Here is a 12840-nt window from a genome sequence, read left to right on the forward strand (position 1 = left end):
TTCAGTGAAGCAGGTCGTACAGAACTACAAGAGCGGGGAGCTGGCACTGCTCGACGTCCCGGCGCCCGCGTGCAAACCGGGCGGCGTGCTGGTCCGGACCGTCTACTCGCTGATCTCCACGGGCACCGAGATGATGAAGGTCTCCGAGGCGAGCATGTCGATGGTCGGCAAGGCGCGGTCGCGGCCCGACCAGGTCGCCAAGGTCATGCAGAGCGTGGCCACCAACGGTGTGGTGGCCACCTACCGCAAGGTGATCAACCGCCTCGACTCCTACACCCCGCTCGGCTACTCGCTTTGCGGGGTCGTGGAGGAGGTCGGCCAGGGAATCGACGATGTCTCCGTCGGGGATCTCGTGGCCTGCGCCGGCAACGAGCACGCGCTGCACTCGGAATTGAACTGGGTTCCCCGCAACCTCTACTCCCGGGTCCCCGCGGTCGTGTCGCCGAAGCACGCGTCCTTCGCGACCGTCGGCGCCATTGCCATGCAAGGGGTTCGCCGCGGGGAGCCCCAGCTCGGCGACAGCGCGCTGGTGATCGGGCTCGGCCTGATCGGGCAGCTCGTGGTGCAGTTGCTGGTCGCCGCCGGGGTGCGGGTGGTCGGCGTCGATCCCGACCCCGGCCGGTGCGAGCTGGCCGAGCAACTGGGCGCGATGGTGTGCGATAGCCCGAGTTCCGGCGTGGTGGACACCGCGGTGAGCGAGCTGACCAACGGGCACGGTGTCGACCAGGTCTATCTGGCGGCGGGTGGCAGCACCAACGAACCGGTCGAGCTGGCCGCCCGGCTGGCCCGGGACCGCGGCCGTGTCGTCGACATCGGCAAGTGCCGGCTCGACCTGCCGTGGAACGCCTACTACGAAAAGGAACTCGACGTCCGGTTCTCCCGTTCGTACGGTCCCGGCCGGTACGACCCGGAGTACGAACTGGAGGGTCGCGACTACCCCATCGGGTACGTGCGCTGGACCGAACGCCGCAACCTGGAATGTTTCCTCGACCTCGTCGCGCGCGACCGGATCGACGTCGAGCCGCTGATTTCGCACATCGCGGACTTCTCGACGGCGGTGGAGACCTACCGGACGCTCAACGAGGGTGAGTTGAAGGCTGTCGCGGTCCTGTTCCGGTATCCCGAGCCGCCCGAAAGCCCCGAAACCGGCCAGCCGGAGGTGCGGTCGGTGCCCGCGGCGGGGCAGGTCAAGCTCTCGCCGCGTAACACGGTCGCCTGGACTCCGCCGGGCCGGGCCGTGCGTGTGGCGTTCGTGGGCGCGGGCAACTACGCGTCGTCGATGCTGTTGCCGCACCTGGCCGGTCGTGAGGACGTCAAGCTGCAGCAGGTCGTCACCACCTCGGCGCTGTCGGCCGCCAACGCGAAGCACAAGTTCGGGTTCGCCGAGGTCTCCACCGACATCGAGGCGATGCTCGCCGATCCGGGAATCGACGCGGTGTTCGTGGTCACCAGGCACAGCTCGCACGCCGAACTGACCGCGCGGGCGTTGCTGGCGGGCAAGGCCGTGTTCGTGGAGAAGCCGCTGGCGCTCAGCGAGGCCGACCTCGGCAAGGTGCTGGCCGCCATCGAGGAGTCCGGCAACGACCGGCTGCAGGTCGGCTTCAACCGGCGGTTCGCGCCACTGCTGCGGCAGGCGCGCGAGAACTTCGGGACCAGGATCGGCCCCGCGTCGGTCCGATATTTGATCAACGCCGGGCAGTTGGAAGGCGGCAGCTGGTACAACCAGCAGGAGGCCGAAGGCACCCGGTTCGCCGGTGAGGGCGGGCACTTCATCGACACGGTCAGTTGGCTGCTCGGCGACGACCCGGTCTCGGTCTACGCCACCGCCACGCCCAAACAGGCCGACCTGCACGCGACCTTCCGCTACCCGGACGGCTCGACCGCGAGCGTCACCTACGCCACCAGCGGGCACACCGGTTTCCCGAAGGAAACGCTCGATCTGGTCGCCGACGGCAAGGTTCTGCGCCTCGACGACTTCTTGCGCGCGTCGGTGTACGCGCGTAAGAAGTGGGCCAGCTCGCGGATTCCCCGTGGTCGCGACAAGGGCCAGCAGGCGGAACTCGGCGCGTTCATCGAGGCGGTGTCGTCCGGCGGCCCGATGCCGGTGCCGGCCGAGTCGCTTGCCGCGACCACCCTCGCCACGCTCGCCGTGCAGCGCAGCCTTTCCACTGGTGGCCCGGTGGAGGTGCGGGCGGTCGCGCGCGAACTCGCGGACAAGGCGGTTCGGACATGATGAGCCCTGGCTGGTACCTGCGGCGCCTGTCGCGGATGGGCCCGCGGGAGGTGGCCGGCCGGGTGACGGACGAAGTGCGCCGCCGCCGATGGCGTTCCCGGGTTCGGCCCTACCCCGGCCGCGGTCCGGCGCCGACTCCACGAGTCGGCCTGCCGGTCGATGCGTTCGTGAAGGTTCCCAAGTCCGCCAAGGCGCGACTGATCGCCACAGCCGACCGGCTGATGGCCGGCGATGCCGAGTACTTCGGCGTGACCCGCGGCGACCTGGCCAACCCGGACTGGTCGTACGACCCGAAAACGGGCCGCCGCGCCCCGGACGGCTACGCCTTCGACATCCCCTACCGTAACGAGGAGATCGTCGGCGACATCAAGCAACTCTGGGAGCCGTCCCGGCATCAGCACCTCACCGTCCTCGCCACCGCCTACGCGCTCACCGGCGAAGACCACTACGCCGCGAGGGTGGCCGACCACCTGAAGTCCTGGTGGGCGGCCAACCCGCCGCTGCGCGGGGTGCACTGGGTCAGCGGGATCGAACTGGGTATCCGCCTGCTGTCCTGGGTGTGGGTGCGCCGCCTGCTCGACGGCTGGCCTGGCGCGCCTGGCCTGTTCGAGGAGAACATCGAGGCACAGCACCAGATCTGGCATCACCAGCGATGGCTCGCGGCCTTCCCCAGCCGCGGGTCGTCGGCGAACAACCACGTCATCGCCGAGGCCGCCGGTCAGCTCGCCGCGGCCAGCGCCTTCGCCTGGTTTCCCGAGTCGCCGCGCTGGCGGGCCGACGCCATGCGGCTGCTGGACGAGCAGTTGGTACACAACACCTTCGACTCGGGGCTCAACCGCGAGCTGGCCTCCGAGTACCACGGGCTGGTCCTGGAACTGGGACTGGCGGCCGCGCTCGAAGCGGAAGCGTCCGGTGTCCAGGTGCCCGGATCGACCTGGTCGGTGCTGCTCCGCATGACCGACGCCTTGGCCTCCATTGTGGACGGACGGCTGCGCCCGCCGCGGCAGGGTGACGCCGACGACGGCCACGGCCTGATCCTGGACGGCGCGGAAACCGACCGCTGGGCCTCCCTGCTCGCCACCGGCGATGTCCTTTTCGGACGCCTGAGGTGGTGGCCGGCGGTTCCCGCCGAAGACGTCAGGACTCCCCTGCTGACCGCACTCGCCCGCGCGCCACGGGTCGCCATGAACCGGCCGGCTCGCCGCCCCGCGAAGTTGGCCGACGCCGGGCTCACCATCCTGCGCTCGGGCGACATCTGGTGCCGCTGCGACGGCGGACCCCACGGTTTCCTGTCCATCGCGGCACACGCGCACGCCGACGCGCTTTCGGTGGAAGTACGGCACCACGGCGTCGACATCCTCGCCGATCCGGGCACGTTCTGCTACCACGGCGAGCCTGCCTGGCGGTCGTACTTCCGGTCCACGCTCGGCCACAACACGTTGGAACTCGACGGTCAGGACCAGTCCGCCTCGGGCGGACCGTTCCTGTGGACGAGACATGCGGAGAGCAAGGTCCTCTTCGCGCACACGCCGGAAAACGGCACGTCACGCTGGTGCGCCGAGCACGACGGTTACCGGCCCGCGGTCCATCGCCGTTCCGTGCAGCTCAGCGGCTCCGAACTCCGCATCTCCGACGAAGTGCTCAGCGCGCGGTCGCATCCCTGCCGGCTCGCGTTCCATCTCGGCCCGGAGGTCGCCGTCGAACTCGACGGCACAAAGGGCACAAAGGGCACAAAGGCGGAGCTGACCTGGTCGACGGGCCGCGCCGTGCTCGAACTCCCGCCCGGGCTGTCGTGGACGGCACACCGCGGCGAGACCGACACCCCGTTGGGCTGGTACTCCCCCGGCTTCGGCCGCCGCGAGCCCGCCTTCACGCTCATCGGAGCCGGTTCGACCGGGCCGGACGCGTTCACCACCTTGCTGCGTTTCGAGGAAACCCCATCGTGAAAACTCTCGCCGGCGCACTGACCGTCGCCGTGCTCCTGGCGGGGTGCTCTGCCAGCGACGACGAGCAACCGAGCCACACCGACACCCGTTCAGCCGCCCCCGCCGCGACCGTCTGCGACCGAATGCAGCCGGGTCCGGCCACCGCCCCGGCCGGGGCGGTGGCGGTCGATCCCGCGGTCGAGAACGACCTGATCACCAAGACCAAGGAAAGCCCGCCGGGGACCACCTTCTGGCTGATGCCGGGCACGCACCGGTTCCGCGACGAGCGGTACGACCAGGTCGCCCCGAAGGACGGAAACACCTACCTCGGCGCGCCCGGCGCGATCCTCGACGGCCGCAAGGTCAACGAGTACGCCTTCACCGGCCAGGCCAGGGACGTGGCCGTCCGCTACCTGACCGTGCGTGGTTTCGTGGCCCCGCACGACGAGGGCGTGGTCAACCACGACTCGGGCGACGGCTGGATCATCGAGCACAACACGATCGAGGCGAACTCCGGAGCCGCGCTGATGGCGGGCGCCCGGCAACAGATCCGGGGCAACTGCCTGCGCGACAACGGCCAGTACGGCATCAACGCGTACAAGGCGGGCAACACGATCAAGGGCCTGGTGATCGAGGGAAACGAGATCACGGGCAACAACACCGACGACTGGGAGACCCGCAGCCCCGGCTGTGGTTGCAGCGGCGGAGTCAAGTTCTGGTCGGTCAACGGTGCCGACGTGCGCGGCAACTGGATACACGGCAACCACGGACCCGGGCTGTGGGCGGACACCAACGACAACGACTTCCTGATCGAGGACAACCTCATCGAGGGCAACGACAGCTCGGCGATCATCTACGAGATCAGCTACAACGCGATCATCCGTAACAACACGATCCGGCGGAACAACTGGGTCGAAGGCCGCAACCGCGTCGCCCGCGGCGACAGTTTCCCGGTCGCCGCCATCTACATCTCCGAATCCGGCGGTGAACCTCGGGTGGCAGCCCGCACCGACAAGATCGAGATCTCCGCCAACACCCTGCAGGACAACTGGTCCGGGATCACGCTCTGGGAGAACGCCGACCGGTTCTGCAACAGCCCCGCGAACACCTCCAGCGGTAGTTGCACCCTGCTCGTGCCGGACCAGACCCGCTGTGCGCAACCCGCCCTCGCGTCGCTGCCGCTGGTCTCGGACTGCCGGTGGAAGACCCAGCGGACCGACATCCACGACAACCGGTTCGAACTCGACGCTTCGGTCGTGGGGTGCACGACGACCTGCGGGCGGATGGCTGTGCTGGCCAACTTCGGCACCTACCCGGACTGGTCGCCGTACAAGGGCCAGATCATCCGCGACGCGGTCACCTTCGATCAGGAGAACACCTGGCACGCCAACACCTACATCGGTCCGTGGACGTTCATGCCGCATGACACCGACCGGATAGTCACCGCCGCCCAATGGCAGGCCCTGCCCTACCGGCAGGACACCGGCAGCACCTTCCGGAGCAACTGATGCACGTCGTCGAGATCGGAGGGGAGCCGCGCACCGAAACCGTGCGAACGCCGAAACTGGTCGGCGTCGTGTGGACACTGCTGGTCGTCAACACCCTCGGCTCCATCGGTGTGGTGACCATCGTCCGGATCCCCCGGTCGATCATCCAACTGGTCACCATGGGCTCGCTGGTGGTCGCGTTCGCGCTGGCACTCGCGCTCAACCACCGGGTGCGCATCCGCCCGAACGCCTACCTGCTGCTGCTCACGCTGCTGCTGGTGACCAGCGTGATCTCCAGCGCGCAACTGGAGTCCGGTTATGGCGCGTTCTTCCGCTGTTTCCGCCTGTTCCTGTTCATCTCGACGCTGTGGCTGCTCACCCGGTGGTGGGACGGCACCCTGACGTTCGTCCACTACCACATCCGGGTTCTCGTCGTGGTGCTCATGTCGGTGCTGGCCGGTCTGGTCATCTCGCCGGGAAAGGCGATGCCGGAGTTCTACAGCGGCCGCCTGCTCGACGCCATCTGGCCGCTCACCCCGCCGCAGGTGGCGCACTATGCCGCCATCTGCGTGGGCCTCACGCTCATGCTCTGGCTCGGCAGGCGGACGGACCGGACCAACGCGTTGGTCGTCGCCGTGCCCGCGCTCGGCGTCCTGTTCCTGAGCCACACCCGGACGGCCACTCTCGGCCTCGTCGTCGGCATGACGGTGGCCCTGCTCTCGCTCTCGCTGACAAACGCCAGGGCGCGCAAGGTGTTCGCCTTCTCCGCGCTGAGTGCCGGGGCGGTCGCGGTGTTCGCCGGTGGTCTCGTGCTGGCGTGGTTCCAGCGTGGGCAGAGCCAGGAGAGCCTGTCGAACCTCACCGGCCGCGCCAAGGTCTGGGACGCGCTGCTCGAAGCGCCACGCACCACCATGGAGAACCTGTTCGGCATCGGCCTCGGCGACAAGTCGTTCGGCGGCCTGCCGATCGACAGCAGCTGGCTGGCCGTGTTCCACGAAGAGGGTTACGTCGGCGTGGTGATCGTCGCCGCGTTCCTGCTCATCCTGCTCACCGTGGCCGTGCTTCGACCGCCGTCGCTCTCGCGTGCGTGCGCGATCTTCCTGATCGTCTACTGCCTGACCGCGTCCTACACGGAAGCGGGTCTCGGCGACGCCTCGCCGTATCTGCTCGATCTGGCCATGGCCGGTTCCTTGCTGGCCCAGGGGGAGACTTCGTGAAGGTCCTCGTTGTGCACAACCGCTACCGGTCGGAGCAGCCCAGCGGGGAGAACAACGTCGTAGACCAGGAGGTCGCGCTGCTCGCCGACGCCGGGCACGAGGTCGGCGTGTTCGAGCGGCGAAGCGACGACATCGCCGCGATGTCCCTGCTGGAAAAGGCGACCGTGCCGTTACGGGTGCCGTGGAATCCCGCGGTGCGAACCGAACTCACCGCCCGGCTGCGGGCGGAGCGGCCGGACGTCGTACACATCCACAACACCTTCCCGCTGCTTTCGCCGTCCGTCCTGGCCGCCTGCGCCGATGTCGGCGTGCCGGCCGTCGCGACCCTGCACAACTACACGATGGTTTGCCCGCCGGGAACGCTCTACCGCGACGGCCACCTGTGCACATCCTGCGTCGGCACCGCGCCCGTTCCGGCCGTCCGGCACGGCTGCTACCGGGACTCGCGACTGGCCACCGTTCCGATGGCGGTGAACCTGGCGGTGAACCGCCGCCGCTGGTGGTCCGGCATCGCCCGGTTCTTCTGTATTTCGGCCGCGCAACGGGATTTCCTGGTGCGGGCGGGAATGCCGGTGTCACGCATGCTGGTGAAGCACAATTTCGTGGCAGACCCGGGAATCGGGCGCACCGGACCCGGTGAGCACATGCTCTTCCTCGGCCGGATCACCGCCGAAAAGGGCATCCGGCTCCTGATGGCCGCGTGGGAGCGCTGCGGTCTCGAAATTCCGCTGGTTATCGCGGGGACCGGACCGATGCAGGACGAGGTCGCGCGATGGGCTGGGAGCCGGGACGATGTGCGGTACGTGGGCCTGCAGAGCAAGGCCGAATGCCGCGAGCTCCTCGCCCGGTCGGTGGCGGTGGTGGCGCCGTCGACTTGGCTCGAGGCGTTCGGACTGGTAGTCGTGGAAGCGATGGCGGCCGGGGTGCCCGCGATCGCGCCCGCACATGGCGCGTTCCCCGAACTTGTGGAGGACGGCGTGACCGGCCTACTGCACCACCCGAACGACCCGGCGTCGCTCGCGGACTGCCTGCGCCGTGTGGTTGACGGGAACGACTCGATGGGCACCGCCGCCCGCCGCCGCTACGAACGCGACTTCACCCCGTCGACGGGCCTGACTCGCCTGCTCGCCGGCTACGAGTCGGCGATATCCGAAGGGGCCGCCCGTGCGCTTCGACCGTGAGGCGCCCGGCTCCCCTGCCCCACGCCTCGTAGCGATCGTCGCCGCCCTCGTCGTCGCCGCACTCGGCGTCCTGTACTTTGCCGGCGGCAGCCTCGGCGCCTTCGACGGCCAAGCCGAACCCATGGACGGCCTGCAAGGCCCATGGCGCGGCGTCGCACTCGTGGTGGACTTCTGCGGCGAACCCGCGGGCTCCACCGTTCTGACGGTCGTCGTCGTGCTCACCTGCCTGCTACTGCGACGCTTCCGCCTGGCCGGGGTCGCCGTCGTCGGCATCGCCCTCACCGTCGCCTCCACAACCGTGCTCAAGCCCGTCGTCGACCGCACCATCCACGGCGACTACCTGTCCTACCCCAGCGGCCACACGGCTTTCGCCACCTCCCTCGCCCTCATCCTCGCCGCGCTCACCATCGACGTCTTCCGCCTGACCAGGGGGCTCGCCATCCTCGTGACCCTCGCCATGGTGATCCCAGCCGGCACCACCATGGGCTGGGCCGAGGTCATGCTCAGCGCCCACTACCCGACTGATGCGGTAGGCGGCTTCTTCACCGCCCTCGCCGCCGTCCCGGCCGCGGCCTGGCTCGTCGACCGGATCGCCAGCCGCCTTCCACGACGACGTTCAGCAACGCCACCCAAGCCTCCAGTGACGTCGTGATCCGCCCGCCCTCAGGGTTCCTGCTGTCCCGAACACCGACGCCGTGACCGAAGAACGCCACCTCGACGCAGTTCTCCCTGCCGGTGTAGCTACTCTTCCGCCAATCGACCACGGCGTCCACTCCAGGTTTCGGATGATCTCCGCGACGAACTTGGCCGACTCGGCGGGTTCATCGCTGCCTCTCGAAGGGTAGCGATGGCGCGCTGGTACGCGGCAACCGTTTTGTGTTCCATGACCATCGACGAAGAGCTGTGTTTGCTCCAAGTAGAGGACTGGTCTCGCCTGCTCGAACCCCATGGGCCGCCACGAGCCCTTCAACGCGGGGCCCGCACGGCTGGTGGGCCGGAAGCACCTGCGCACAGACGTTGTCCCGCTCGGAAAACTCCAGCACTTGCCGTAGCTGATCTGCAAGGGACATCTCGGGAACACGGGCCATACCTCAGCGCGTACTCACCGATAATGGTGTGAAACCGCACCGGCGAACATCCCGACAGCACGTGTTGCCTGCCGACCCGGTGGGTTGCGCAAAAGTCCGCGTCCCCTCAGTCTCCTCGAAGGCCATCAGGACGGCCCGAGCGTAGTCCGCGGTCTGGAGCAACCCGGGAACCAACTCCGGATCAGCCTCCAGGATTGCCGTGGCTTCCCGTTCGCAGGCCGTAAGCGCCGCAAGGGATCGCTCCATACCCGGAAACCTCATCATCCAGATCCGGTCCCAACTGAACAAACAACGGACCTTTCCCCACTTTTTCGAGGCGAAGGATAGTGCGGACCAGAGAATTCGGGCGCCTGAAAGGAGAACTCACGTGCGTCCGAAGGTGAACTCCGGTGCGCGAACGCACAGCCGCACCCACCCCGGCCCCGCGGCGGAAGAAAGGAGAAAGAGGCGCAGCGTATGTCACTGTGGGCACGTTGGTTGTCGGCCTAACCGGCCTGGTGGTATTCCTGATGAGCGACAAGCCCGGCGGCACGGCCGGCGGCGCGCGCCCATCCGCATCATCTGGCATCGTGCCCCCGCTACCTTCCCAAGACCTCGATCCTTCGAGATCGGCAGCCGGGTTCTCACCATGCCGGTTCCGAGGATGGCCAGTTCATTCAGGTTGGGTTCGCCCTGGAAAAGGCGTTCACTGACAAGAACGTCGAGCAGATCATGAGCTACGTCTGTGAGGACGGCAAGACACACGGTGCACAGGGCGAACTGAAGACCGTCGCTTCATACCTGGATCCGGCGAACAGTGACCACTCCACCACGATCAGGTTCATCATGAGCGGCATCAAGAGGTCTCCACAAAATTCAAGAAACGGGAAAACCCGCCGCTCGTATCAAGGATGTCGAAGCCGTTCTCGGTGCCGCGGATCTTGCCGGACAAAGCAGCATCCTTCAGCCTCTGGACGGCCGCCTGGGCCATGGTTGCGTCGTTGATGCCCGCGTTTACGGCCCTAGCCGCTGCGCCGGTAACCCCACGCCGAATCGCTCACCGACGCTGCCCGACAAACCGGGTCAGCTATGACGCGGGCAACTTCGGCTCGGCGTAGTCGGACACCTTGCTCACCACCGAGCAAGCGTCTTGGGTCGTCCCGCGGAGAGTCTGACCGTCGATATCTACTCGGCCAGAACCAACAGCGATACTGATCGCACACGACCCTTGTCCTTGACCGTTCCGCTGGACAACCGCCTGCCGTCCCCCACTCGTGGTCGCGTTCGAGAGTGTCTCATCGGGTCGAGTTACTGCGACATCTTTGATACTTTGCGTAGGCCGCACTGCGATACCAACGACGAAACCGCCTTGGCCGGCTGTTGCTGATTTCGTCCAGCGGCATGAGCTTGCCGAACCGGCGAATTCGCCTTGATCTTCGGGCGCTCCGATGCCGGGGACCGCTCGCTGGGCTTCACTCTGGTTGAGGAGAGCACATGCCTTGACATCACGCAGTCCGCTTGCCGCAGGCGAGGAGGTTGGGTCGCCCGACGTCGGCTGGCCAGTCGGTGATGGCTGACCAGTCTGAGTGCTGGTACAGGCGCCAGCGGCCAGAACGGTGGCTGCGATGATTGTCATGAGGGCTGCTGAGCGCACCCGTATCCTCCGCGTCGACTGTGGCGGTTACTTGAGCACCTGAACGTTACCGTGCTCGTTGTCCTGGTATGCCTTCCTGGCCTGGTTGAGGGCGTCCCGAGTGATGTTCAAAACCTCACCGAGTTGGTCGACTACCGCATCGGCGGACTGCGTCTCGCCGGTACCGCCCTTTTGCACGTGGCCGGAAACTGTTTGGGCATAAGGACTGGAACCCAGCCTCGGCGCCTGCGCCACCTTGTAAACACTGTCTCGCAGGTGGAGCAACTGATTTTCACAGTCAGTGAGAGCGTTCATGAGAACGCTGAAGCCGTTCTCGGTGATCCGGATCTTGCCGGATGAGGCCGCATCTTTCAGGCCTTGGGCGGCCTGCTGCGCCTGGGCGAGCGACTCCTTGCTGACGCCCGTCTCGACGGCCTTAGCAGCGGCTCCGATGGCCGCCCCGACCTGTCCTAAAAAGCCGGTCGAAGTGCTCTGTTGCGGGGTTCCGCCGTTCTCAGTCCAGGCCATGGATGTCCCTCCCGATCCACTGTCCAGGGCCAACCGTAGCAGCGGCGGGACAGCGCCGGGGTGGGGTTTGGTCAAGTCGGAACCCACCGGAACCGACAGGCCCTGACCTGCGTCAAAGGTGTGTTTGCGTAGAAAGCGGGGTCACGGCGGCCGGGAGCTGGCTAGACTTCGTTGCGAGAGAGGCTTCCCGACCGGGGTGAGGGGACGACAGATGACTGCTCCGCAGCCGCCGAGGACCTACGGCGACGGGCAAAAGACGGCGGACCAGATCCAGGCGCTGCCTCCGGAGCAGCAGCGGGCCTATTTCGAGACCCAGATGTCTCCCCAGGCGCGGCAGGACTACTTCAACGACCAGTACGGCGGCAACCTCCCGTGGTTCCTCGGGGCTCCGGGCCGGGCCATGGCGACCGTGGCAACCAACAAGTACGGTCAGGACAGCATCGAGCAGGCAACGACGTCCAACACCCGGTACGTCACCGGTCTCACGCCCTCGAACAGCGACTACAAAGGCGTGGACCACCCCACGTTGCAGAGTTATGTCCAGGCCGTCGACCCGGGTCAGGTCGGTGGGATGTCCGACGGTTACCACGAGATGGCGAGTACGTTCAACGAGATCGCCACCGCGTTGAAGGACGCCGTCACCAAGTCGCAGAGCGAGTGGGAGGGTGACGCGGCGGACTCGGCGCGCGGGTATTTCACCAGCTTGCAGACCTGGGCCGACGGGAACTCGCAGAACTCGCAGTTGGCGTCCGAGGTCACCTACCAGCAGTCGACGGCTGCCCAGACGGCGAAGAACAGCATGCCGGACCCGATCCCGTTCAGCTGGCAGGACGAGCTCAAGAAGTGGGCCTCCAACCCGTTCGACATCGTCGACAGCGTCAAGTCTTCGATGGAGAAGCAGCAGCAGAGCCAGGAGGCGCACGACCAGGCCGCGCAGGTGATGTCGAGCTACGACAGCAACCTGTACGGCGCCGCCTCCAAGCAGCCGGTGTTCGCCGAACCGCCCAAGTTCGAGGCCGGCGGGAGCGGTGGGACCGGCTCGATCACGGGCAGCATCGGCAGCACGGCCACGTCCGGATACCAAGGTTCGACCGGTGAGGCCGGTAACGTCCCAGGTGGTGCCGGGCACTCCGGCGGGTCGGGCGGTGCCGGGGGTGGCGCCGGATCGGTGAGCGGGGCGCTTGGCGGGTTGCCCGGGGCCGGAGCCGGGGCCCGCGGCTCGTCGCTGGAGGCGGGGGCGAGGACCGGGTCGTTCGGCCGCGGGGCCGGCAACACCAGCGCCCAGGGGTTCCAGCCGTCCAGCAACTTCTCGCCATCCTCGTCGAACAACAACCCGAACGCGATGTCGACCATGGGTGGCATGCCGATGGCCCCGATGATGGGCGGGATGGGCGGGTTCGACGGCGGCGACGAGTACTCGAGCAAGGTCGGGCGCGGTGGTGGCTTCGGGCCAGGCGGCTCCAGCGGGAGTGCGACCGGGAGTGGCAGCGCCGCCGGGAGCGTGGTGGGTGAAGGCGCGCGGACCGGGTTGCGGGCCGGTGGCGCGGGTGCCGCCGAGGCCGCGGGCGC

At 67.6% G+C, this 12840-nt stretch carries 12 protein-coding genes; 7 read left to right on the forward strand and 5 right to left on the reverse strand.

Annotation, left to right across the window (positions count from 1 at the left end; genetic code table 11):
• Positions 1–4 precede the first annotated feature (4 nt).
• Genes VJT49_RS20350 through VJT49_RS20375 form a run of 6 tightly spaced genes read left to right on the forward strand, consistent with a single transcriptional unit; the run spans position 5 to position 8695 of the window.
• Positions 5–2233, forward strand: coding sequence for a bi-domain-containing oxidoreductase (locus VJT49_RS20350; protein WP_324166449.1), 2229 nt, complete (start codon positions 5–7; stop codon positions 2231–2233).
• Complete coding sequence (locus tag VJT49_RS20355) at positions 2233–4179, forward strand: alginate lyase family protein (protein ID WP_324166458.1); 1947 nt, start codon at positions 2233–2235, stop codon at positions 4177–4179. Before VJT49_RS20350 ends, VJT49_RS20355 begins: the two co-directional genes overlap by 1 nt.
• On the forward strand, positions 4176–5666 hold the full coding sequence (locus VJT49_RS20360; protein ID WP_324166450.1) for a right-handed parallel beta-helix repeat-containing protein: 1491 nt from the start codon (positions 4176–4178) through the stop codon (positions 5664–5666). Before VJT49_RS20355 ends, VJT49_RS20360 begins: the two co-directional genes overlap by 4 nt.
• Positions 5666–6862, forward strand: coding sequence for an O-antigen ligase domain-containing protein (locus VJT49_RS20365; protein WP_324166451.1), 1197 nt, complete (start codon positions 5666–5668; stop codon positions 6860–6862). Before VJT49_RS20360 ends, VJT49_RS20365 begins: the two co-directional genes overlap by 1 nt.
• A complete protein-coding gene (locus VJT49_RS20370; RefSeq protein ID WP_324166452.1) occupies positions 6859–8043 on the forward strand; it encodes a glycosyltransferase in 1185 nt (394 codons plus the stop codon). The genes VJT49_RS20365 and VJT49_RS20370 overlap by 4 nt, the downstream gene beginning before the upstream one ends.
• The gene (locus VJT49_RS20375; protein ID WP_324166453.1) at positions 8027–8695 is read left to right on the forward strand and encodes a phosphatase PAP2 family protein; all 669 of its coding nucleotides are present in this window, start codon (positions 8027–8029) and stop codon (positions 8693–8695) included. Before VJT49_RS20370 ends, VJT49_RS20375 begins: the two co-directional genes overlap by 17 nt.
• On the opposite strand, the gene VJT49_RS20380 is transcribed toward VJT49_RS20375, so the two are convergent.
• The 5 genes from VJT49_RS20380 to VJT49_RS20395 form a co-directional block, all read right to left on the reverse strand.
• Entirely contained in the window at positions 8586–8816 is a 231-nt protein-coding gene (locus VJT49_RS20380) for a DUF397 domain-containing protein (protein ID WP_324166454.1), read from the reverse strand. The two genes, VJT49_RS20375 and VJT49_RS20380, sit on opposite strands and share 110 nt — an antisense overlap.
• 318 nt (positions 8817–9134) lie before the next feature.
• Positions 9135–9395 carry a Scr1 family TA system antitoxin-like transcriptional regulator gene (locus VJT49_RS20385; RefSeq protein ID WP_324166459.1) on the reverse strand — a complete coding sequence of 87 codons (261 nt, stop codon included), beginning with the start codon at positions 9393–9395 and terminating at the stop codon, positions 9135–9137.
• Positions 9396–9966: 571 nt separating this feature from the next.
• Positions 9967–10101, reverse strand: a complete 135-nt coding sequence (locus VJT49_RS20390) for a hypothetical protein (RefSeq protein WP_324166455.1) — start codon at positions 10099–10101, stop codon at positions 9967–9969.
• A 96-nt stretch (positions 10102–10197) separates the two neighbouring features.
• Positions 10198–10746, reverse strand: a complete 549-nt coding sequence (locus VJT49_RS35345) for a DUF3558 family protein (RefSeq protein ID WP_414636041.1) — start codon at positions 10744–10746, stop codon at positions 10198–10200.
• 45 nt (positions 10747–10791) lie between these two features.
• Positions 10792–11271, reverse strand: a complete 480-nt coding sequence (locus VJT49_RS20395) for a hypothetical protein (protein WP_324166456.1) — start codon at positions 11269–11271, stop codon at positions 10792–10794.
• A 211-nt stretch (positions 11272–11482) separates the two neighbouring features.
• Here VJT49_RS20395 and VJT49_RS20400 point away from each other — a divergent pair.
• The coding region (locus VJT49_RS20400) for a hypothetical protein (protein ID WP_324166457.1) at positions 11483–12840 on the forward strand (1358 nt) is incomplete at its 3' end.

Origin of the sequence: Amycolatopsis sp., from assembly GCF_035276945.1 — a bacterium.
Lineage (GTDB): Bacteria > Actinomycetota > Actinomycetes > Mycobacteriales > Pseudonocardiaceae > Amycolatopsis_E.